Origin of the sequence: Saccharothrix espanaensis DSM 44229 (assembly GCF_000328705.1) — a bacterium.
Lineage (GTDB): Bacteria > Actinomycetota > Actinomycetes > Mycobacteriales > Pseudonocardiaceae > Actinosynnema > Actinosynnema espanaense.
In genome coordinates, this window is sequence record NC_019673.1 from 2,250,601 (window position 1) to 2,273,074 (window position 22,474).

Consider the following 22,474-nt stretch of genomic DNA (forward strand, 5'->3'; position numbering starts at 1 on the left):
ATGCCCTCCTTCGCCTTCTCCGTGGACGACGACCCACCCCACAGCGGCTTCTCCCTAGGGCACCTGGACGTCTCCGGCAGCGACGGAACAGCCACTACCAGAGGACACGTCCCGGACGAGCGGCTGATGGTCTACCTGGCCGCGGCGCAACTGCTGTGGGACGTCCGGGTGCTGGTCGACGCCGGTCGGGGCACGAGGAAGTTCGTCGGGACGGATTCGAGCTTCACCTTGGTCTTCTCGCTGAAGAAGGCCGAGGTGGAGACGCGGCACGGCAGGCAGGCCATCGACGTGTCCACTGTGGACGACTTCCGGGCGGCGGTGCTGGACGGCGCCCGCGGCCTGTACGAGCTGGGATCCGCCGAGGTCGAAGAGGACCGCAAGCCGTTGGACGACCTGGCCGCCGCGATCGCGAAGTACGAGAGCTGGCACCGCCATCCGCCGTGACACCCCTCGACCCCGGTGCTTTCGCCGACTGCCCTGACCAGAAGTCCCGTTACGTGACCCTCTTCAGGCCCTCTCCCGGACCGGTTGTCGGCCCCGTTCGAGGTGCCGTGCCCCGGGGTCGCCGCCGAAAGCGCGCCAGAACTCGAGAATGGACCACAGCTGTTCGGTCGCCTGAGCGGCGCGTCACTCGTCCGAGCGCCGGAAAGCTCCCGCGATGTCCAGCGCGACCCGTGCCGCCCGCCGGGCGGCTTCGGTCTGCTTGGCCTTCTTGTCCACCGCCATCTCCTCGTCACCGAGGTCGCTGACGCACTTGAGCATCGCCCCGCCCACGAACTCCTTCGCCTTGAACGCTTCCCAGATCGCGTGGAGCACCCCGTGCGCCTCGGTCTCCACGCCGCCGACGTCGGCGGACAGGGCGAGCAGCCGGGCCCGCAGTTCGGACCCCTGCCAGGCGATCACCTTCTCGCTGCTCGCGAAGTCATTCACCAACAGCTGATGGCCTTCCAGCGACGCGTCCAGCCTGCCCCTGGTGTCGAGCTTGGTGACCAGCCGCAGCAGCTGCTCGTCGGTCCGGTAGACCCGGGGCCGGAGACCGCCGCCCTCCGGCCGCATTTTTTCCGGGGTGTAGTCGAACACCTCCCGCGCCAGGAGCACGTCGCCCAACGACACCCCGCGCTCCCCGAACCCGCCGAACCCGCCGAACACCCCGACCAGGAGGATCAGGGTCGGCCGGAACATCGACAGCAGGTCGCGCGTCACCGCCGCCGTCGGCTGGCCGCCCTGGTCGGTGGCCTGCGCGGAGACCACGCGGACCGGCGCCCGGCCTGCGGAGGTGAGCTCGAAGACGTCGTAGTAGCACCCCTCGCGCTGCACCTCGGTCGTGGTGATGCCGCGGTCGGCGAGCTCGAACTTCGACTCCCGTTCTTCGCGGAACCTGCGGAGCACGGACCGGTGAAGACGAGCAGGGAGATCATGGAGGTCCTTTCCACGGCCCCGACCACCCGGACACGCTGGGCTCGCGCAACAACCTGGCCGCCGCATACGAGTCCGCCGGTGATCTTGGTCGGGCAATCCCACTGTACGAAGCCACCCTCGCCGACCGCGAGCGGGTACTCGGCCCCGGCCACCCCAGCGATCCAGACAAACCTCGAGCGCGCGACATCGACCTGAACTCGCGCGCCCACGCGACCATCACAGACCGGCCGACCACAGCGCTCGAACATCCGCCTCTCGGCATGACCGTGTGTTGTTGAGTTCAGGTGGCTGAGGCCAGGTAGGCGGCGAGTATGTAGTTGGGGTGGCGGTCGAGGTTTTGCTGGCGCGGTCGTAGCGCATGGTGGTTCTGGGGTCGGCGTGGTGTGCGGCGATCTGGACGTCGCGGAGGTCGACTCCGGCGTCGAGCATGGTGGTGACGTAGGTGTGGCGCAGCAGGTGTGGATGCACCTTGGGCAGTCGCACGACGGCGGTTTTGGCGAGGTGGTGCAGGCGCCGGGTGGCGCAGTGCCGGTCCATCCGCCGATAGCGTCGGTTGAGGAGGATCGGCCCGTTCGCCCTGTCGTCGACGGCGCGTTCGATCGCCCTGCAGACCGCGGGCGGCAGTGGCACGAGGGTTTCCTTGCCGCCTTTGCCGTGGACCAGGAGCACGCGGTGTCCGTGTTCCTCGCCGAGGTCCTGCACATCGCCGCGCCCGGCCTCGGACACCCGCAGCCTGAGCAGCCCCAGCATGGCGACCAGTCGGCCGGCGAGTGGTCGAGTACCGCGTCGATGACGCAGGTGCGGTAGAAGCCGGAGACCACGGCCATGCGGCGGGACACGGTGGAGGGCTTGAACCGGCGGACTTCCTGCATCCACCGCACGTACAGCTCCACCTGCGCCCGCCCCAATCCCAACGGGGCCAACTCACGTTCGGCACACCAGCCCAGGATCAGGCGCAGGTCGGACTCGGTGTGGGTCCGGAAGGCCCCGGTGTAGCGACCCAGGTAGGCAGAGGCGGCCAGGCGCAGCAAGACATCGTCAATACTCGACGGGTTCATGACCCACCACGGTCACCCCACACCGGCGAACGTCCTGCAAAGATCGTGCGCGCGCCCCGATGCCACTGTGTCTGGACGACTACGGGCATCGAGACCTGGGTGTGGATGCGCATCGTCGGAGCTTGAGCCGTCCAGACGGTCTGCTTGGTTCGGCGGCGGAGCCATCGGTCTGTGGTCCAGTGGTGTATCCGGTCGCGACGACGTCGAATCGTTCTGTGATGGCGATGTTGTACCTTCGGATATTCTACACGAGAATGTCGTGCCTCTGAATCGATCTGCCGTGCACTATTGCGGATCTGTGCTGTTAGCGGCGTGCGGTTTCCGCAAGTGCGGTCATTCTGTGTCGGTCGGACTGGCGTGAAGTCACCCGGTCGGCTGTGTTCGTGTTGCCGTCTTTCCGATTCAATGGCACGGAACGTTCGCGCCTGCTGTCGTCGCGTGGTCCACAGGGGGAAGCTGATGGTTGCTCGCGAGAGGTCACTCGTGTCGTAGGTCGCCACGGGGCTCCTGTATACGGCGCGCCCTCGGCCTGATCTGCCGGGCTTTGACGTGGTCCTCGGGTCGATGTCCAGCCGGTCGTCGGTTCTCCGTGCGTCGTGCCGGAGCGGCTGTGTCGTGCACATCTGTGTGCCGGTGCATGCCGAGTCGGTTCCTGGACCGATCCGTGTTGCGCTTATTTCGTGCTGCGTGTGATTCGTGATGAGCTGAATACGATTTGGGGGAGCGGTGACGGGCCGTGTCGTGAGGCGGCAAAGCCGCCCTGTGGCAGCGCCTGCACCACGCGGTGCTGGACGAACTGGGCTCGCGGTCGGTGTCTCGGCGGCCAATCTGCACGACAGCCAGGCGCTCAAGCCCATGCTCCGAGTCATCCCGCGCATCCGCTCCCGGTGTGGTCCGCGTCGCTTCTGCCCGGCGAAGCTGCACGCCGACAAGGCCTATGACATCGACCACCTGCGCCGCTGGTTACGCCACCGCGGCACCATCCCGCGCATCGCCTGCAAGAACATCGACCCCTCCGACCGCCTCGGCCGACACCGCTGGGTCGTCGAAAGCGCCATCTCCGGGCTCACCGGCTACCGACGCCTGACCATCCGCTACGAGCGCCACGCCCTCACCTGCCGCGCCTTCGCCACCCTCGCCGCAGCCCTGACCTACTTCCAACGACTCACCAATCCACCACATCAGACGTGGGTGTAAGACGGCTGCCGCCCTGATGGCGGCCGTCGCTCTACACGCACCAGACTGAGAGGTAACAGTGCACAGAAGCGCCGCCGCGCCCCTCGGCGCGGCCTTACTCCTTCTCCTCGGCATGGCCGTGCCCGCCGTCGCGGGAACCCCCGGCGGCGCGGCCACCGACGGGGCGACGCTCTACCGCGACAACACGATCGACGTCTCCTACCACCAGATCGCCCCCGGTGACGCGACGTGGAGCCAGGTGCCGGCCGCCCTCCGCGGCAGAACGACGGAGGGTTCGTACGTCGCCCGCCTCCAGCTCGAGAACGTCTCCGATCACCCCGTCTCCAAATGGTCGCTGACCTTCGAGCTCTCCGACCGAATCACGGACACCTCCGCCGCGAAGCTCGCCGCCCCCCAAGGCGCGCGCACGACGCTCCAGGGCGTCGGCCCCACGAACACCCTCCAGCCGGGCAGGACCGAGACCGTCTGGTACCGCGCCGAGCCTGGCACCACGGCCGATACCCCGACCTGGGCGTCCTTCACCGAGCACGGCGTCTCGCCGACGGAGGACACCGACGGCGATCGCCTCCCCGACGACCTGGAGGTGCGCGCCGGGCTCGACCCCAAGTCCGAGGACACAGACGGCGACGGCCTCTCCGACTTCGCCGAGCTCGGCTTCCGCTTCAGCAGCCCGCTCAAGGCCGACACCGACGGCGACGGCATCAAGGACGGCGCCGAAGACCCCGACACCGACGGCCTCACGACCGCCCGCGAGCTGGAGCTCCGCACGGAGCCCACCAACGCCGACACCGACGGCGACGGCGTCCAGGACGGCGAGGAGACGAGGCTCAACACCTCTCCCCGCGCCAAGAACTCCGCCTTCGACGTGACCCGCCGCGCGGACGGCGGCGCCACCGCCGCCGAGGCCACGCTCAAAGACCTGGCCGCCGAGCAGGTCGGCGGCTTCCAGGTCACCGCGCTCCCCGCCGAGCAGCGGGAGTTCCCGAAGTCCACTCCGGGCTACCTCGGCAACGGCTTCCAGGTCTCCGCCCCCGCGGACCACGCCGCAAGGCTCACCTTCCACCTCGACCCCGACCGTACGGAGGGCACCGCACCGGCCCTCTACCGCTACGACGAGAAGGCCCGTCACCTCGTCAAGCAGTCGGGCCAGCAGCGCAGCGGCAGCACGATCACGGCCACCGCCACGGCCGGCTCCGCCAAGTACGTCGTCCTCGACAGCGACGTCTTCGACAAGGCAGGCCCAGAGGCCCCTGGCAAGCGAATCCCCGACGGCGGAGACCCGGGTGACCCGCCCCCGACCGACATGCTGATCCACCAGTCGTCCTTCCTCGAGGGCCACCGCAAGGCCCCCGACCCCCGGCACCCGCCAGTCCCGGCCGACCCGCGCGTCGCCGACGACCTCACCTTCAACGACTACAACTTCGACGAACTCACCGACCTCGGCTGGGAGTTCTGGGTCGCCCGCATCACGCCCGAGTCCTTCATGTGGGCCGAGTTCAACGACATCATGAACCTCGGCAAGCTCGGCGCCGACGCCGACCACGCCCAGTCCGTAGACGACCTCCGCAACGCCTTCCGCTACGGCCGCGGGGGTCAGAGCGCGGGCACGGTCACCGTCGACGACAACTTCGACCCCGGCCGCTACCTCTACCGCGGCTCCGGCACGGCCCTCTCCCGCGCCGTCGGCGCCTCACCACAGGAGAAGACGTACACCGACAAGGCCGGCCAGATCATCAAGCAGTCCCTCATCGACAACCAGGGCCGCACCGATCAGCTCAAGGTCCAAGAGGACCTCTCCAAGAATTTCCTCTTCCAGCAGTTCTACGACCAGGGCGTGAGATACCCGGTGTACGACTTTTCGCTCTGGGACGCCAACCAGCGCGCCCTCTCCATCGCGATACACCAGTTCCACGGCCACACGATCGCGCTGAAGGACTACAAGGTCGAAGGCAACTCCTTCTCCGGCAAGCTCGTCTTCCACTCCTACGACCACTTCGGTCTCGACCCGGACGACGAGATCAGGGAGTACGGCTTCATCGACTGGTTTACGCTCCAGCACTATGACCGGTTCGACGGGAAGTACCCCCCGGCGATCGCGCAGGCGGACATCGAGCTCCCCGTCAGCGGCACGTTCTGACCTCGCCGACCTGATGCCCCACAAACGCTCGCCGGCCCGGGTCCTGGTCGTCACGCTGGTCGTTGTGACGGCCGGGTACCTGGCCTGGCGGCTCGCCGTCCTCGCGGGCCTGGAGGCCCACTTCGGCAGCGGCCTCGACGAGCAGCGCTTCAACCGACTGCAGCAGGAGTACGACCACCACGAGGACGCTTTCGCCCGGGCCGACGCCCGGATGCGGAAGCTGATCGCGGAACATCCCCACGCCGAACGCATCGGCTGGAGCCCGTACCGAACCTGCGTTCGCGAGCCCGGCCGCCCATCCGACACCTGCACGACGACGCCCCCGAGCGACCAGGAGGTGTACGACGCCCTTTGGGGCGTCAGCTTGATCCTCTACCAGTCCAAGGACGAGGGCCGCACATTCTACCGCTTCTACCACGAGGACCCCCCGCGCTACACGATCATGCACGCCCCCGAGGACACCGCGGAGGAGGCCGAGGAGTACGCGGACGCCCACGGCTTCCGCTCCACCCGCCCCCTCGGGTCCGGCTGGACGATCCTCGGTCCGATCGACGACGTCGGCCGCGAGGGGGAACAGTTCCCGTAGGAGGAGGCCCTCGGTACTGGTGGACTCGCGCAATCATCTGACGCCGGTTCAGATGGGAGCCGGTCGAATTGCGCTCCCTGTCGTCAGGTACTCGACGCAGGTGAGTCGTCGGTCCAGGAGGTAGGTCGACGCCTGGGAGAGACCGAAGGGAGGTGGCCGAGCATAAGTCCACTGTGGACGTTCGAGGGGTGCCGCCGGTGCCCTTTCCGCGGTCGAACCCGTCGGGCAGCGCGGCGGATCGTCGGCAGCGGGCCGGGTTCGTCAGGGTTGGTAGTACTGCGCGCGTTTGGGGTTGTGCCCCGGGGAGTTCCGCTTGTTGCTCAGATTCGCCTTGCCACCGAGGGAATCCATGAGTCCGGCCTCCGCGCCGTGGAGCTCGTTCTTGCCGCCGCAGACGTGCACGCACACGACCGGGTCGCCCGGCAAGCGCTTGCCGGTCCCGACGTGCTCGGTGTCCAGCCGCCTGGTGAGGTTGTCCGACTCCCCCACGTACGGCCGCCCCGCCGGGTCCGTCCGGTCCTGGAACACGTAGACGCCCTGGTCGTTGCCGCAGTTGTGCACCAGGACGTCGGCGGGCCCGGCGGTCACGTAGTAGGTGTGGAGGCCGTCCACCGTGAGGTCGTGGACCTGGTCGGGCGCGGTGAAGTGGCGCACCGCGACCGCCTGCACCCACGTGCCCGTCGACGTCCGCAACCAGGAGCCGACGCGCAGGTCGCCGATCGGCACCCACGCCTTCGCCTCCGGCACCCAGACCGGGTGCCAGTCGGTCGCGGTGAGGGTCGACGTCGCCGTGCCGCGCTCGCCGTCCACGTCCAGCGTGACCTCGGTCCGCTCGGGCTCGTCGTCGTGTGCCCAGGTGGTGGTCACCTCGCGGGCGACGGTCTCGCCGGTGGCGGGGTCGGTCGCCAGGACCGCCTGCCCCACCTCGACCTCGTCGATCCGCTTGCGCGTGCCGTCGGCCATCACGACCGGCGTCGCGCCGGGGAAGCTGTGCCGCGCGCACGACGTGGCGTCGGCCTTCGCCGGGGCGGGCACGGCCTTGGCCGTGTCGGCGGTCTTGTCGACGGCCCGGACCGCGTCGCCCGCCTTGTCCGCCGCCTTCGCCGCGTCCACCGCGTGCTTGCCGTACTTGGCGGCGTTGGCCGCGTAACCCGCGCCGGGGATCGCCGACGCGGCCGACAGCGCGGCGTTGGTGTAGTCGCCCTCGGCGGTGTACCAGCCGGCGTTGGCCAGGTCCGCCGCCTCGCCGACCACCGGCACCATGCCCGCCACGTCCAGGGTGGTGTGCCCGATCTTCTTCCACGTGTCCTTCGACGGCATCTTGAGCTTGGGCCACTTGCCCGTCGGGTCCACGAGCTTCACCGGGTCGTTGTGGACGTAGGTGTACGCGGCGAGGTTGCGGGGTTCGTGGACGCCGCCGGCGGTCTTGGTGTCGAAGTAGTCCGGCAGGGCCGGGTCCGGGCTCGTCCACAGCTGCGTTCTCGGGTTGTAGTACCGGGCCCCGTGGTAGTAGAGACCGGTCTCCTCGTCGAGTTCCTTGCCGGTGAACCGGTAGGGCGGGGAGCCCCCGGAGGAGCCGGCCCGCTCCTGGACCCAGGTCTCGCCGAACGGGAAGTACTCCAGGTGCTCCACGAGCCGGCCCTGGCCGTCGGTGACGTACCCGGCGGACCCCACGTGGTCGGCGTGGAAGTAGGACGCGTCGGTCCCGGCGGCGCCGTCGGCCTCGACGGTCTTGGTGGCCAGCCGGGTGTCGCCGACGAAGACGTGCTTGTAGCCGGTGCCGTCGCGTTCGCTGTAGTTGCCGCTGGGGTACAGGCTCAGCCCGTCGCCCTGCTTGACCACGCGCTCGCCCTTGGCGTCGTAGAGGTACCGGACCGTGGCGCCAGCGCAGCTCGCGGGGGCCTGCGCGACCGTGGCGACCGCGCCGTCCTCGTTGCACGCCAGCCGGTTCTCCTCGTCCCACACGAACTGGCGGCGCTTGCTCGGGCTGGTCCCGGTGTTGACCGAGTCGGTCAGGTTGCCGTTGTCGTCGTGGTCCTGGGTGATCGGGCCGACCCGGCTGGGCGCGTGCGGCCTCTCGCCCTGGTAGCTGTAGGTGTAGTCGTAGCTGGTCTTGTCCTGGACGTCGGCGTGGGCCGCCGGGTCGTCGTCGGGCGTCTCGACCGGGCCGGAGGGCGTGCCCCGGTCGTAGGACGACAGCGTGAACGGCGACGGGGACGCGGTACCCGCCGGGCCGGTGATGGTGTGCCGCTGCGTCTTGGTGGTGGCGTTGTGGATCGAGTCGTAGCTCATGGTGAGCGAGTACCGGTTGGGCTTGGCGTCCTTGCCGGTGTACTCGCCACTGGCCGACGTGAGCCGGTAGAGCTCGTCGTAGCCGAAGGCCTGGGTGCTGGGGCCGCCCACCGCCGACGACGCCGGCGCGGCGTTGGCCAGCTTGGTGATGTTGCCGACCCGGTCACGGGTGTAGGTGATGTCCTGGAAGGCCGACCCGTCGGCCAGCCGGGACTTCAGGTTGGCCAGTTGCCGGTCGGCCGGGTCGTAGGTGTAGGCGGTGCGCACCCCGGTCCCGGTCTCCTGGAACAGCTTCTGGCCGAACTTGTCGTAGTCCAGCCGGGCCAGGTAGGTGGTGCCGGTCCCGTTCTTGACGCCGCTCGCCCGGTCGACCTGGCCGGCGGAGTCGTAGTCGTAGGTCAGCACCTCGCCGTCGGGGTAGGTCAGGCGCAGCACGCGGTTGAACGCGTCGTACGCCCACGTGGTCGTGAAAGCCTTGGTGGGCTTGCCGGGCGGGGTCACCGTCCGGGTCTCCCTGGCGATTTCGCCCAGCAGGCCGTAGCCCCGGGTGACTGTGCCGGCCGCGTCGCGCACCTCGCTGATCCGGCCGGCGGTGTTGTCCGCCGCGCCGGGCGCGCCGTAGGTGTAGCTGACGTCGTTGGCCGGGAAGGTCGGGTAGCGGACGCCCTTGAGGCGGTTGTAGTCGTAGTCGTACTCGACCGCCCTGTCCGCCTGCCGCAGGTTCGCGGTGACCTTCGCGACCAGGTTGCCCGCCAGGTCGTAGCGGGTCTCGGTGCGGCCGCTGTCCGGGCTGTCGAACACCGTGCGGCGGCCGAGGTTGTCGTAGGACGAGCGGGTGGCGTTGTCCTTGTCGTCCACCACGGCGGTGATCTGCCGCACCGGGTTGTACTCGTAGCTGGTCCACAGCACCGGCTGGCCGCTGGCGGCGTTGAACTCCTTCACCGCCGTGGGGAGTTCGCGCACGTCGGTGTAGGTGCGGCGCTGCTTGCCGTTGGCGTCGGTGGCCGTCTTCTCGAAGCGGGTCACCCCGCCGCGATCCGGGCCGAACCCGTAGGCCGCGCTGGTCGAGGTGTTGTCCGGCAACACCGACGACACCGTGCGGTCGAGCACGTCGAACGTGTCGCGGGTCGGCGGCACCGCGTCGAACGCGGGGTTGAACGTGGTGCTCGCCGCGCCCTTCGGCTCGGTCACCGGGTGGTACTTCTCGGTCACCCGCCCCAGGAAGTCGACCTTCGTGCGGCCGGAGACGATCATCACGTCCGCCGGGGCCGCACCGGGCGTGGTCGCGACCGCGGCGTCCTTCTTGGTCTGCACCACCGCCTTGAACCCATCGGTGAACGAGACGGTGTCGATGGTGTCGGCCCGCACTCCGGTCGCTGTGCGGTCGGTGTTGCGGGTCACGGCATAGGGGACCGGGGCCTCGGGGTGGTACTCCATGGCGATGGTGGGCCGGCCCGAGCCGATCTCGTACGGCCCGGTCACCGCCTCCAGCCGGCCGACGCTGTCGTACGAGCGCAGCAACTGCCGGCCGTTCTGGTCCACGGTCCGGTCGGGCAGCCCGTACTTGAGGTCGTGCGTCGCGGTCGACCGGAGACCGAAGCTGTCCACTGTGGACTCAACGTGCACGCCGACGACGGTGTCGTAGCCGTACTCCAGCTCGTAGCGTCGGCCGGTTTTGTCTACCGGCCCGGTCACCTTCCTGAGGTTGCCGTCCGCGTAGTAGTCCAGGTCCGTGGTCGCGGCGGTACCGTCGGCCAGGTACTCGCGGACCTGCCGGACCTCGCCCGACGCGCAGTCCACCGCGGCCTGCCGGTGGCGCAGGAGAATGCCGGACCCGGTCTCCCGCACCGAGTCGGCCGTGCCGACGATGTTGCGCTCGCGGCAGGCCGGGTTCGACGCCGTGTAGGTGAAGGTCGCCTCCACGTCGTCGTCGGCGCCTTCGTCGGCGGCGTCGAACGAGCGGGTCAGGTTGCCGTGGTCGTCGTAGGAGTTCTCGACGTGGGTGGACTTCCCGGCGGTCGCCGCGCCTTCGTAGAACCGCTTCTCCACCTTCACCAACTGCGGGTGGACCGTCGCCGTGGTGGCCGCCGGGTTCGCGTCGCCGCCGGTGTCGACGTCGCGCAGCCGGTAGGTGTTGACGGTCTCGTTGAACGGCCGGCCCGCGCCGTCCGCGGTCAGCGTCCGGCTCACCAGGCCGCGGGTGTAGCTGCTGTCGGTGCGGAACTCCTCGGTGGTGCCGCGGTACACCGCGTCGCCCGTGCCGGGGTCGCGGACCTCGGTGACCACCTTGCCGAAGCCGCGGAACTCGCGTTCCAGCCGGTCGTGCCGGCCCCGCTCGTAGCGGAAGGTGGTCAGCCGGGTGTCCACCCCGTCGCCGGGGTGACCGTCGTGCACGGCGGTGCGGGCCAGCACCCACTTGGACTCGGGCTGGTCGTAGGTGTTGCCGGTGCGGGTGTAGTCGAGGTCGATGCGCGCGCCCATCGGGCGGGAGACCGACTTGAGCAGGTTGGTCCGGCCTGTCCTGTTGGCGGCGTAGACGAGTTCGTCGTCCCGGCCGGACTTGACGTGGTCGGCCAGGCCGTCGCCGTCGATGTCGCGCAACGCCACCTTCGCGCGGCCGATGCCGATCGAGGTGTCCACGCCGGGGTTGAACACGACGCAGCCCGCACCGGGCGAGCAGAAGCCGAAGGTGAAGTACGCGCCGCCGCCGAGGTTGGCGTTCTCGTCGGCCGCGATGTCGGCGAACCCGCCCCGGAACGGGACCTTCGGGCCGAAGCCGCTGCCGGTGTTGATCGCCACCTTGATCGGGTTCGCGCCGTCGGTGAACACCCGGTCGGTCAGGCCGTCGCCGTTGACGTCGGTGAGCGTGGCGTTGGTCTTGGACGAGCCCAGCGTCGCCGACAGGCCCCCGGCGAAGCCGTAGCTGTCGAGGTTGAACCCGAGGTTCACGCCGGCGTTGCGGGTCTGCGCGTCGTTGACCGGGCCGCCCGGCCACGGCTCGCGGGCGGCGAAGCCGTAGCCGAGGTTGAGCGCCGCGTCGCCGTTGGCGTAGACCTTGTCCGGCAGGTCGTCGCCGTTGATGTCGATCAGATCGACCTTGGCGTCCGACTCGCCGCCGCCCAGGCTGCCCCCGATGCCCAGCGACGGCATCTCCGCGCCGGTCCGGGAGGTGTTGGCCGAGCCGTCGCCCGACGGCGTGTCGGTGCCGCGCGCGGTGCCGACGGTCCGGGCCGGGCTGCCCGCGTTGGCGGAGACGTTGCCCGCCAACGAGTCCGTCTCGCGCACGTTGCCGCCGAGCGTGCCCCGGGTGCTGCCCAGGCCGCCGACCATGTCCGAGTACTGGATCTCGCGCGACCCGACGACGTCGGGGAACTTGTCGCCGTTGAGGTCCAGGAAGTCGACCTCGCCCACCGTCGTGCCCACCATCGCGGTGCCGCCGAACGGTCCCGCCGCGAGGGTGGCCGAGATCTGCTGCGTCCGCCCGCGCCGGGGCACCCCCCTGGCCCCGGCGATGTCGGAGTCGGCGAGCACGTCGATCGTGTCCAGGCCCAGCCGCGAGCTCGACGTGCCGCCGCCGGAGACCCAGGTGTTCTCGTCCGAGCCGGCCCACCGCCCCTTCGCGGGCAGCGGCACCAACACGGTGATCCGCGGCGCATCGACCCTCGGGTTCGCGGTGAACCCGGGCACGTCGGCTTCCCTGGGCTGCGCGGGCAGGCTGTCGCGGAAGCTCTGGTCGAGCACGAGTTCGGCCTGCGCGATGGGCCGGGTCGCCCGGTCCTTGTTGGCCTGGTAGCCGATCGCGCCCCACCCGCGGTACGGCTGCGCGAACGCCCCACTCGGCGCGGCGGGGGCGTGCAGCGCGCTGGGGACCGGCGTCCACGTCGACCCGTCGTAGCTCACCTTCACCGACTGCTCGGTGAGCACGCCGGGCATCTTCGAGTCCAGGGTGGACAGGTCGAAGAACAGCTCGTCGCCGGCGGTGACCGGCGTGGTGACCCTGGTGAACTCGGGTGGCACGCCTACGCCGAACTTGATCCCGATGACCCGCTTGGCCAGCACCTGCCCGCCGCGCTTCTTCACCGTGAACACTATCTCGCGGCTGTCGGTGTTGAAGTTCATCTTGATGTTCGGCTGGGCGGTCAGCGTGCCGGTCCTGGTCACCTTGTAGGACTGCTGCGGCGCGGTGAGCGTGTTCACCGGGTACAGGTCCAGGTCGTAGGGCGGGTTGACGACGATCGTCGGGTGGCCCGCGGAGTCGACGACGGAGTCCACCCCCTGCGCGGCCGTGTAGTGCGCCTTCGGCACCCAGCGCACCGCGCCCGCGTCGATCGGCGAGTCCACGCGCAGCCGCCAGGACAGCTTCTCGCCCCGCGACACCGGGACGCCGAGGTCGATCGGCGTGGTGCCGGCGGACGCGGCGGGCAGCACCTTCCGGAACACGTCGGTGGAGGTCGGGTTGCCCTGGAAGTCGGTGCCCTCGCGAGCGATCACCACCGTCACGTCGTCGGAGGTCGCGCCCTTGCCCACGTCGCCGGTCAGCCGCAGCGTGCCGGTCAGCGGCGCGGTCACCAGCGACGGCCGACCGCCCAGCGTGAAGTCCCGCGAAGCCTGGTAGGTCGAGTTGTCCAGACCGTTGACGTCCGTGCCCGCCGGGACGCCGAGGTAGGAGATCCGGGGGTCCCACGCCACTTCGTCGTACTTGCCGTCCAGGATGGACTGGACGCGGAAGTAGACGGCGTCGCCCTTGCGGACCGCGATCGAGTCGACGCCGGTGGGGGCGAACTCCAGGTAGTCGCGCGGGCCGATCCGCTGCGCCCACAGCTCGGTGTCCTTGTGCTGGATGGCGACCCGGACGCCGTCGGCCTTGGTGTAGGCGGCGCGCTCCGGCCCGTTGTCGGCCACCAGCCGCACCCGGCCGTCGACCCGCACGGTCCCGTCGAACGGCGCGACCCACCGGCGCACGCCGTCCAGCAGCGGGGAGTTGTCCACCTGGCGCTGGAACTCGGCGGTCTGGTCGCCCACGATCGTGCCGGACACCGCCCCCGCGCCCACCGGCACGGGGGTGTCGAGGCTGTTCGCGCCGTAGGCCGGCTGCCCGTTCGCGTCGAGCCGGCCGAACAGCACGCTGCCGTTGTTCACCAGGTCGGTGATGCCGTCGGCGTTGACGTCGGCGAAGTACCGGTCGGAGATCGTCGTGGTGGACACGAAGTCGAGCTGCGCCGCGACCCCGGCGTAGCCCTCGATGCCGATCGAGCCGGACAGGGTCTTCTCCGCGGAGATGCCCGGCAGGTCGGGCAGCCTGATCGCGGTGTCGCCGAACTTCGGCTGCCCTCCGGGGCCGGACAGGTTCGGCCGGTAGAACACCGACCCGCCCTTGCGAAACACCTTGTCCGGCAGGCCGTCCCCGTTGACGTCGGCCAGCGCCAGCAGCCCGTCCGCCACGCCCGCGTTCGCCCCGACCTTGACCCCGACCGATCCGGACTTCACCGGCGCGACCGGGTTGTAGCCGACGTAGAGGTGCCCGCCCACGCCCGCGGAGGTGGTCGCCGACAGCGCGCTCGCCTCGCCCTCGCGGATGTCCACGCCCAGGTCGTCGTCGGCGACGTGCCAGTTCACCGCGGCGGCGAAGGCGTTGTACCCGCCGGACTGGTCGCGGACGTCGTCGAAGTAGTCGAAGGCGTGGGTGGTGAACAGCCGGTTGTCCTCGCCGAACTGGGAAACCGACGCCAGCAGCGTCTTCGCGAACGCTCCGCTGCGGTAGTTCAGCTCGTACGCGCGGACGAGCTGGTCCTCCAGCTTGACCTCGACCCGTCGCAGCAGGTCCGCGGTGACCTTCTTGAAGCCGTAGCGCGCGTCGATGGACACGTCCGCGCGGCGCGGCTCGCCGCGTTCCCGGTCGCGGATGAACGTGACCGAGTACTTGCCCTCGGTGGAGCCGTGGCCGGTGTAGGTGATCCGCCGCGGGTACAGGTTGACGCCCGGCACGGTCGAGTTCGCCACGCCTCCGTCGGCGACCCGGACGTGCGTGTAGCGCATGAAGTTGTCGTTGGTGTCGCGGACTTCGCGCAACGCCCACGTGGCGACGTTGCCCGCCGCGTCGGTCAGCGTGGTGTTGTCCGCGCCGCCGAACGCCATCCGGGTACCGGCCTTGTCGGTGACCTCCCACCAGTAGTTCCGCGGGCCGTCGCCGTGCCGGACGATCCGGTCGAACCGACCCTCCACCCTGGTGTGGAACACCTTCTCGGCGGTGCGGGGGCGCGGCTCGCCCCGGTGCGCGACCGGTGTCAACTCCTCGCCGTCGAGCTGGTAGGTCTCGGTTTCCAGGCTGGGGTGGTAGCGCGGCACGCCCCACCGGGTGTCCAACGTGATCACCGGTGTGGTGACGTCCCACCCCGAGCCCAGCCACCCGTTGCCGCCGGCGGAGTTGTAGCCCACCGCGAGTCGGGGTTGCAGGTCGGCGCGGCCCTTGGGGACCTCGAACGGGTAGCTCAGCCGGGCGTCGCCCTGGTTGTTCGCCGTCGGCGGTCCGATCAGGCCGACGCCCGCCCCGGGATCGGCGGCCTTGATGTCCTTGATCTCGTTCGGGTTGAACGACGTCCCCTCGGGGTGCTCCGGCGCGGTCACCGCGGACCCGGCCTCCCCGGAGGTGCGCAGCGGGCCGAGCACCTGCGGCACGGTCAGCCCGAAGGCGACCACCGCGGTGACCAGGCTCGCGATGACTCCGTTGCGGCGCAAGCGCGAACGACGGTCGGATAAGCGTTGGACAACCATTTCCCCCACAGCCCCCGGAGTCGCGCGGCCGGCCGCGCATCCCGGTCCCGCGCACGGCTGTTGCGGGGGAACCGCGTTCACGACCACCGGTCGGGCCGCCGATCCGCCTCCCGGTCTCGCGAACGTAGCCGCGGGTGATCCGCGCCCACAACGGAGTCCGGTGCTTCCCACCTGGAGGGACGCACGCCGCGACAGCACGCACTCGCCGTGCTCGGCCAAGAGGATGACCCGCCCACGCCGGAGCGCCGCCCGTTCGGCGGTCGCGTCGTGAATCGCGATTGGGCCACCGCCGGTGGCCACGTCCTGGACCTCGATCGGCCGCCTCGTGGCCTGCCTTGGTTTGAACTCCCGGTTCCTCGGACCCGACCGGGCGAAGAGCGCGGCTCGTGAGATGCAGTGGCCGCCCCGTCCGGCGGAGGTCGAGGCTTGTCGGAGGCCAGCGGCGGCGGCGTTGCCTCCTGCCGGTTGGTGATCTCGGGACGTGCCGCCGCCCTTGCCGGATCTCGGGGAGGACACCAACCTGCGCGAGACCGGTTCTGCGGAGGGCCGGACCTCGGGAAGGATCACCAAAGGATGGGACCTGGGTTGACCAGCGGTTTTGCACTGGCAGTCTAGTGGTTGAGTGTCAGTTCGGACTGCCTACGCGGGACTGACCGGCCGTTGCGGGCGGGATCCTGTGGTTCCGCCCACAACGCGAAGCTGATCTTCGAGGTTCAATGCCGTCGCTCACGCGTAGCCAATCTGTCGGGACGACCCGGCCGGCGATGTCGAACCTGATCAACATCCTGGACCGGTCGAGCACACGAGGGACGTAGCCGGTGCCCCAGTGCCAGCAGGAGCTTTAATCTAGTGAAGGCGTAAGGCGGTAACCGAGGCGTTCCCTGTCCAGGACTCCCGCAAGTCCCGTCGGTTCCAGGCCAAAGCCGCGGCGGAGAGCTCGCAGATCAGATGGTCGAGCGCGGCGCGGACCTTGGCCGCAGAATTGCGGACTTTCGTGCATAGTTCTCGATCGGAAACGTATTGCAATCCATAGCGCGAGTTGGACGGTGTCGAACCGTGTGTGGTGTGACGGGCCGTTCTGCGTGGGTTGTGTCTGTGGAACCCTGTAGTGCAACCCGGCTTCGGGAAACCGATGCTCGGCGGCGGGGCGGTGCGCACTCTGCGCAGGCGCTCTCACGCTGCGCACGCAGCACTGTTCTCCCGGGCCATCCGCTCGATCAACGCCGCGATGGTGTCGTCGACCGGCGGTCGGCCGGTGCGGTCGGGGTAGGTCCACTTCTTCGCGACCAGGCGCCGGTGCCATCGCAGGAGGGTCCCCGGTGTCACCAACCGGTGTTCCCGTAACCAGCCAGGCAGGCGTCGCACCAACGCGACGAGCACCGTGCGATCGGTCCAGTCCAGCCGTGGGCGAGGGTTGGTTCGGCGCAGCACGGCGACTTCGTGCCACAGCACCAGCAACTCCACGTCCTTGGCCGCCGATGACCGGTCGAGTAGAACCAAGCAGTCGACGACCCAGACGAAGATCAGGTACAGCAGTCGTAATGCCACACCTCGCGATCATGTCCATCGACTCAGGATGCATGATCACCGCAGGTCAGCAACCCAGTGCGAAGTTCTGGCCTCCCACAGGCTCGGAGGCGTTCTCGGACTGCAGCCCGTGCGAAGCCTGTCGAGCAGTCGATCTTCGGTGCTCTAGTTTCCTGGCCGGTGGCGGATCAGCATCGTGCCGGCGCTCGTGGTAGTTACTTTCCAAGGGCTCTTCGGGCGTCCGCGGACGAGCCACACGCACAGGAACAACGGCCAGGTGAACATCGACACCATCTGGGTCAGGAACCACCGCGAGCTGCCGAGGATGGTCAAAAACGACAGCCGCCCCCCTTGGCCGAGGCCTGCTCGGGAGCGGGCGATCCCGGCCGTCGTGATCATTCCGATGATATAGGTGATGCCGAATACCACTTCCATGGTGTCTGACCTTCCGTGAAGCAGGCGTGCGATGACGACATGTGCCGTATGCCCGATAGGCCGGTTCCGGTACACGCGTATGGAGTGCATCGAACAGCACTGGCCAGTGTTACCGCGCGGAGGTGCCGTCTGCCGTATTCACCCTATCAGCGTACGGTGGCGTCGGATTCCGCAGTATGGCGGTTTTCTTTCACTCATCTTTTCGGCAAATCGGTGGGCAACATCGTGTCAGCGATCACGTCGCGGCATGAATCCGAATCGCCTCGGTCGTTGTTCGGGGGATGCGGATGCATCGGGTGGTTCGGGTGCGTTGTCGGACAGCGGGAGCTTTCGGTCGTCCTTCCGCCGCTGGCCCCGGAGGTCACCCAAGAATACCGAGGGATCCTCCTCTTCGGTTTTTTCGTTGATCGGGTCGACCATGGTCTACTCTTCCTTTCCCGGCCTGGACCTGGGTGACCACGAAGGCCGGCAACGGCGACCGACTGTCCGGTCGTCTCTTCCTCGAGGAGCGAAGATGCCTTCGACCGTCGGCGGACTGATCATCTTCGTCACCCTGCTCGTCCCCGGATTCGTCTTTCAGCGTAGGTGGTCCCGCGACCGGCCGGTTGCGGAGGAGACCGCCCTCCACGAGGTGCTGACCATCTTGTTCGCGGGGCTGATGCTGGACGTCGCGGCTCTCGTGGTGCTCGGTGGTGCGTGGTGGGCTCTCCCGGGTCGAGCCATCGATCCCGGCCGGCTCATCCTCGACCCGGCGGTGTACGTAGCCGCACACCCGGTCAGGGTCGCTGGGTGGGCCGTAGTCCTCTTGGTGATCGCCACGGCAGGGGGAGGCGTGGCGGCCGCGCGGCGCGTCCAAGCGGCGGTCCGGCGCTCGACTCGCCGGAGCGCTTCGGACGAACCCTATGCCTCTGCCTGGTGGCAGTTGTTCGAGGAGCACGTGTCGGTCCCCATCCACGTCGGCTGCTTCCTCACCGACGGCGGGTATCTCGGTGGCCGCCTGCACAGCTACAGCCGTGTCGGAAAGGAGTCCGGCGACCGCGAGCTCACTCTGCGGGACGACATCACGTACCGCAGTTCCGGTGACACGTCCTCCGCGCAACTGCTGCGGAACGTCGGGGCGGTGAGCGTCAGCGCACGGAACATCCAGTTCCTGACCGTCACCTACCTCGCCTCGGCGAACAGTGGAGACGACGTCGCGGCGGCGACGTCTTCGCGCTCCGTCGGCGTGAGTACGCCCACCGACCCCGCTGAAGCGGGTCGCTGATGGCTCGAAGACCGCCACGGACCTCGTTCGGCTACTCGGCCCCGTCGGGTGCGCAGGTCGTGGGCTGGAGGTGCTTCGCAGGAGGTTGTCACAGGACCGAGGACGCAGCCCCGCGTCGGTGGCCGTTTGCCTGTCCGGGATGCGGTCGTCCAGTCGACCCGGTGTTCGCCGAGCCGTGGGCGCATGACGCCCAGGGGTACGAGTTGCGTGGGCGCGCGGCGTCGCCTCGCGACACCTACGACTACCAGAGCGCGCTCGTCGATCTAGCGGTCTGGCGCTACAAAGACGCTCTCCGCGCACGAGACCGCGCCGGAGCTGACGCGGCTCGAGCGGATCTGCGCCGGATCGGGGCCCGGTTACGCGCCGAGGGTGGTGATTGGTGGTTGTCCCAAGCGCGGGCGCGGGTCGTCGTCCTCGCGCTCGAGAATGATGATCCGGACGCGGCTGCGGACGAAGTGCTCGCCTTCCACGCGGACGTCCGGACGACCTCGCGAGGCGATCTGGAGGACAACCAACGCCTGACCGACGCACGGGTGTTCGTCGACGCCTGCCTCACGTTCCTGGTCGATCCACGTTCCGTGGGTCACCGAAGAGAGGGGGACGTCGTCGATGCCATGGTCCCCGTCCACGAGGTGCTCCGGGCCTCCTGGTGTTCGGTTCCAGCTCTCGAGGACAAGCGTCACGAGGCGCTGCGGATGCGAGCAGCCCTGCACGGAGCCGCCCGGCCCGCGTCACCGGAGTGGACACCGCCCGGAGATGTACCTCCCGTCTCCGAGGGGGAATCGCCTGCCGGCGTTCAGGCGCGGATGGCGGCTGCTGCGGCAGTGGTCGCGGACGCGAAGGCGGGGAAGAGCCCGGAGCACCTGGTCCGGGTGTTGGACGACATGGCCGCCCTGGTGTCGGAGGGTTACGGCCAGCACACCGTCGCGCTCGCGGCCGGTGTGCTGGCCGACGCGGCGTTGACCGTCGCCGAGATCCACGACGATCCCGCACCCCTGTTCGCCGCGGCCGACCGACTCTCCGACTCGCCGTCCCTCGCGCATCTGCTCAGGGCCCGAGCCCACATCGTGGCCGGCGACATCTCGTCCGCCGCATCGGAGGTCGAGGCCGGGTTGTCGGCGTCGGACGGCGCGCGTCCAGGTCTGCTTCCCCACCTGTACGCGATGCTCGGATGGACGATCGCGCAGCGCGTCCCCGAACAGTTGGACGCGGCGATCGCGGCCTGCCGCACAGTGCGGGACCGGGGACGGGCGGACATCACCCCCGCGGACCTCCCACTGGCCCGGCTGCTCGTGGAGAAGGCGCTGAACCGGACGACCCCGGCCGGTGAGGCGATGTCCCTGCTCCGGGAAGCGCTCACGCTGTGCGGGCGTCCCGGAACGGACAACCAGGCCGTCGCACAGGAGGCGAAGGACGCGTTGGCCGTCCTGACCGGCCGCGGCGACGTCGACGAGCGGTTACACGCATGGCGTTCCGCGGTTCGGAGCACCGGGAACGCGCCCGCCACGACCCAAATGCGCCTGGCGACGGCATGGGTCCGCTGGGCGCTGGGAACGAACCGGATCGAGCCGGTCGCGGAGGCATACCACCACCTCGTGTCGCTGATTCCGGTCGCCGTCCGGGTTCGCTACCGCACCGACGCCCAGGCGCGAGTGCTCGCCGCGGTCCGGGAGCACACCGAAGAGGCTGGGTACTGGCTGGCCCGTGCCCATCGCTACCGGGACGCGGTGGTGGCGCTGGAGACCGGGCGGGCGGTCGCGCTCAGTGCGTTGATCGAGCGCGACGATCCTGTTGTGGCCCAGGCGCTGTGCGAGGCCGACCGCGCGGATCTGCTCGACCGCTACCGGGACGCGCTGGCGGGGGTGGACGCCTGCGAGCACGGTCACGGCGACAGCCACTCCGCGTGGGCGCTCGTCATGGCGGTCGCCCGGGAGATCGCGGACGTCATCGGCGCAGATCCGGTGGCACCTGCGGTGGAATACGCCGATATCGCCGGTGCCACCGACGACGGCGCGGTGGTGTACGTGGCGGCGGCCGACGCGAGCGGCTACGCCTTGGTCGTCGCGGGCCGTCAGGACCCGCAGTGCGTGTGGCTGCCAGACCTCAACCGGGGTGTGGTGGAGGAGTGGCTCGAAGACCAGTCGGGCACGCCCGATGAGCGGGCGCAGCTCATGAAGGGGGACCTCGACAGGTTGTGGACCGGGGGGATGCGCGACCTGCTGGCGTACTACGCGCGCGGACCGATCGTCACCCTGGTGCCGGTCGGCGTGATGACCTCGGTGCCCCTGCACGCGACGCCGAGTCGAGCCGGGCAGTTCTCCGCGCTCAGGTACGCCCCGAACGCGCGCACCCTCCGCTGGTGCGAAGTCCGGGCCCGCGCCTTCGCCGGGCACCCGGCGAGAGTGCTCGTTGCGGACGTGCCGCAGGCCGCAGGGGAGGAACAACCGCTGGGACAGGCCGCTGCCGAGGCCGCCGCCGTCGAGGCGGTCTGGTCAGATCAGTGCACCCGTCTACCCTCAGCCACCTGGGCCCGGTTCGAGCCGATCGCTCACGCCTACGACGTCTGGCACATCGCGTGCCACGGCCACGTCGAACCGCGGGCTGTCCTGAACAGCGCGCTCGGGTTCACCGACACCTGGGTGACCATCAGGGACTTGCGCGACCGGTTCCACTCCGAGCCACGCCGGCTCGCCATCGTGTCAGCGTGCGACATGCTCAACGTCGGTGAGGACATGCCCAACGAATCCATCGGCCTGCCGTCGGCGTTGTTGCAACTCGGATTCGCGGGCGTCATCGCCGCGTCCTGGAAAGTGGGCGACCTGGCCTCGGCCTACTTGATGGCGCGGTTCCACCACGAATGGCGGAGCGGCGGAGCGCACCCGGCCGTCGCACTGACCGTCGCGCAGAGATGGCTCCAGGGCGCGACTATCGAGGATCTGGCCGCGTTCGCACCGAGCCTCCCGCTTCCCGACGCCCGGTACGGCCGGCCTCGTCCGTTCGCCCACCCGTGGCACTGGGCCGCCTTCGCCTACACCGGCGGTTGAGCGGGCCCGTCCGGCCAGGTCCCGGGTCCGTTGACCTCCAGCCAACGGGTCCGCTCATACCCCTTGAGCATCGCGCTCGGCAAGCGACGAACACGCTTGACCTCGATCGCGGCATCCAGGATGGCCAAAGCGTCCGGCGTGGTGAGTAGTTCTCCGCGGACCAGTTCCCGGACGAGGCAACTCGCCCCGTAGGTGGCGAACCCGCCCTCGTCATCCGCGACGAAGCCCCGTAGATCGCACATGAATCCGACCGGGTCCTCCTCCACGTATCCCCAGAACGGCGCGATGCAGGTCGGGTGGATCGCGATCGAGTCGATGCCGGATCCGTGCACGTCGAATTCGAACCGTCCCAGCATCTCCATGCGGCGTGGCATATCCGAGGGGAAGCGCGATCTGGTCTTGCGGTTGCACCATCGCATACCGCCGAATCCCTCCTGGAGGCGACTTCACCGGTAAGATCGCGCCCCGGGTCGATGCTGTTACCGGCGGTCCATGAAAAGTGGACGCAGGCCACCGGCTCCGGAGTTTTCCCGATGTGGCAACGCTTCGAGATCGCGCGCCACGTGCGACTGGGCAGGAAGCTCTGGCACTGTACTGACAACAAGGGTGCGGAGCCGCCGAACGCATCCAGCGGCACCCAGCGACCTAGGCGAACCTGCGAGGGCCTCTAGAGGCGGCACACGAGTTCTGGACCGTTCGGTCGACGCAGGCTCGTAGTCGTTGATCAGTCGAGGACGAGGTGAC

At 69.4% G+C, this 22,474-nt stretch carries 14 protein-coding genes; 7 read left to right on the plus strand and 7 right to left on the minus strand.

The features are described from left to right. Entirely contained in the window at positions 1–444 is a 444-nt protein-coding gene (locus tag BN6_RS10480) for a hypothetical protein (RefSeq protein WP_015099581.1), read from the plus strand. 183 nt (positions 445–627) lie between these two features. On the opposite strand, the gene BN6_RS10485 is transcribed toward BN6_RS10480, so the two are convergent. Beyond that, the gene (locus tag BN6_RS10485; RefSeq protein WP_041312527.1) at positions 628–1,389 is read right to left on the minus strand and encodes a nucleoside phosphorylase-I family protein; all 762 of its coding nucleotides are present in this window, start codon (positions 1,387–1,389) and stop codon (positions 628–630) included. Between the two features lie 65 nt (positions 1,390–1,454). Here BN6_RS10485 and BN6_RS43490 point away from each other — a divergent pair, with 65 nt between their 5' ends. Next, positions 1,455–1,697, plus strand: coding sequence for a tetratricopeptide repeat protein (locus BN6_RS43490; RefSeq protein ID WP_269454354.1), 243 nt, complete (start codon positions 1,455–1,457; stop codon positions 1,695–1,697). Here BN6_RS43490 and BN6_RS47715 read toward each other — a convergent pair. Continuing rightward, positions 1,636–2,169 carry a tyrosine-type recombinase/integrase gene (locus BN6_RS47715; RefSeq protein WP_197540255.1) on the minus strand — a complete coding sequence of 178 codons (534 nt, stop codon included), beginning with the start codon at positions 2,167–2,169 and terminating at the stop codon, positions 1,636–1,638. The two genes, BN6_RS43490 and BN6_RS47715, sit on opposite strands and share 62 nt — an antisense overlap. Positions 2,170–3,239: 1,070 nt before the next feature. On the opposite strand from BN6_RS47715, the gene BN6_RS10495 reads away from it, so the two are divergent. The 3 genes from BN6_RS10495 (at position 3,240) to BN6_RS10505 (ending at position 6,397) form a co-directional block, all read left to right on the plus strand. Beyond that, positions 3,240–3,674, plus strand: coding sequence for an IS5/IS1182 family transposase (locus tag BN6_RS10495; protein ID WP_041312530.1), 435 nt, complete (start codon positions 3,240–3,242; stop codon positions 3,672–3,674). A gap of 112 nt (positions 3,675–3,786) precedes the next feature. Continuing rightward, a complete protein-coding gene (locus BN6_RS49525) occupies positions 3,787–5,811 on the plus strand; it encodes a DUF3289 family protein (RefSeq protein WP_015099585.1) in 2,025 nt (674 codons plus the stop codon). A gap of 13 nt (positions 5,812–5,824) precedes the next feature. Continuing rightward, positions 5,825–6,397 carry a hypothetical protein gene (locus BN6_RS10505; protein ID WP_041312532.1) on the plus strand — a complete coding sequence of 191 codons (573 nt, stop codon included), beginning with the start codon at positions 5,825–5,827 and terminating at the stop codon, positions 6,395–6,397. A 261-nt stretch (positions 6,398–6,658) separates the two neighbouring features. On the opposite strand, the gene BN6_RS10510 is transcribed toward BN6_RS10505, so the two are convergent. From BN6_RS10510 to BN6_RS10520, 3 genes are all read right to left on the minus strand, one after another. Next, the gene (locus BN6_RS10510) at positions 6,659–15,424 is read right to left on the minus strand and encodes a SpvB/TcaC N-terminal domain-containing protein (RefSeq protein ID WP_231905198.1); all 8,766 of its coding nucleotides are present in this window, start codon (positions 15,422–15,424) and stop codon (positions 6,659–6,661) included. A 1,209-nt stretch (positions 15,425–16,633) separates the two neighbouring features. Beyond that, complete coding sequence (locus BN6_RS10515; protein ID WP_015099588.1) at positions 16,634–17,008, minus strand: hypothetical protein; 375 nt, start codon at positions 17,006–17,008, stop codon at positions 16,634–16,636. A gap of 144 nt (positions 17,009–17,152) precedes the next feature. Next, positions 17,153–17,422, minus strand: a complete 270-nt coding sequence (locus tag BN6_RS10520; protein ID WP_041312534.1) for a hypothetical protein — start codon at positions 17,420–17,422, stop codon at positions 17,153–17,155. Positions 17,423–17,936: 514 nt separating this feature from the next. Here BN6_RS10520 and BN6_RS10525 point away from each other — a divergent pair. Then, complete coding sequence (locus BN6_RS10525; RefSeq protein ID WP_015099589.1) at positions 17,937–18,686, plus strand: DUF6338 family protein; 750 nt, start codon at positions 17,937–17,939, stop codon at positions 18,684–18,686. 356 nt (positions 18,687–19,042) lie between these two features. On the opposite strand, the gene BN6_RS48555 is transcribed toward BN6_RS10525, so the two are convergent. After that, positions 19,043–19,315 carry a hypothetical protein gene (locus BN6_RS48555; protein WP_148302816.1) on the minus strand — a complete coding sequence of 91 codons (273 nt, stop codon included), beginning with the start codon at positions 19,313–19,315 and terminating at the stop codon, positions 19,043–19,045. 177 nt (positions 19,316–19,492) lie between these two features. Here BN6_RS48555 and BN6_RS10530 point away from each other — a divergent pair, with 177 nt between their 5' ends. Then, a complete protein-coding gene (locus BN6_RS10530) occupies positions 19,493–21,730 on the plus strand; it encodes a CHAT domain-containing protein (protein WP_148302817.1) in 2,238 nt (745 codons plus the stop codon). On the opposite strand, the gene BN6_RS10535 is transcribed toward BN6_RS10530, so the two are convergent. Further along, positions 21,715–22,092 carry a hypothetical protein gene (locus BN6_RS10535; RefSeq protein ID WP_041312537.1) on the minus strand — a complete coding sequence of 126 codons (378 nt, stop codon included), beginning with the start codon at positions 22,090–22,092 and terminating at the stop codon, positions 21,715–21,717. The two genes, BN6_RS10530 and BN6_RS10535, sit on opposite strands and share 16 nt — an antisense overlap. Positions 22,093–22,474 lie beyond the last annotated feature (382 nt).

What these genes read in the sequence shown, in the direction of transcription:
- BN6_RS10525 (WP_015099589.1), top strand. Translation starts at nt 17,937, where the DNA reads ATGCCTTCGACCGTCGGCGGACTGATCATCTTCGTCACCCTGCTCGTC.
- BN6_RS47715 (WP_197540255.1), bottom strand. Translation starts at nt 2,169, where the DNA reads ATGCTGGGGCTGCTCAGGCTGCGGGTGTCCGAGGCCGGGCGCGGCGAT.
- BN6_RS10530 (WP_148302817.1), top strand. Translation starts at nt 19,493, where the DNA reads ATGGCGGCTGCTGCGGCAGTGGTCGCGGACGCGAAGGCGGGGAAGAGC.
- BN6_RS10520 (WP_041312534.1), bottom strand. Translation starts at nt 17,422, where the DNA reads ATGGAAGTGGTATTCGGCATCACCTATATCATCGGAATGATCACGACG.
- BN6_RS10505 (WP_041312532.1), top strand. Translation starts at nt 5,825, where the DNA reads ATGCCCCACAAACGCTCGCCGGCCCGGGTCCTGGTCGTCACGCTGGTC.
- BN6_RS49525 (WP_015099585.1), top strand. Translation starts at nt 3,787, where the DNA reads ATGGCCGTGCCCGCCGTCGCGGGAACCCCCGGCGGCGCGGCCACCGAC.
- BN6_RS10535 (WP_041312537.1), bottom strand. Translation starts at nt 22,092, where the DNA reads ATGGAGATGCTGGGACGGTTCGAATTCGACGTGCACGGATCCGGCATC.
- BN6_RS10480 (WP_015099581.1), top strand. Translation starts at nt 1, where the DNA reads ATGCCCTCCTTCGCCTTCTCCGTGGACGACGACCCACCCCACAGCGGC.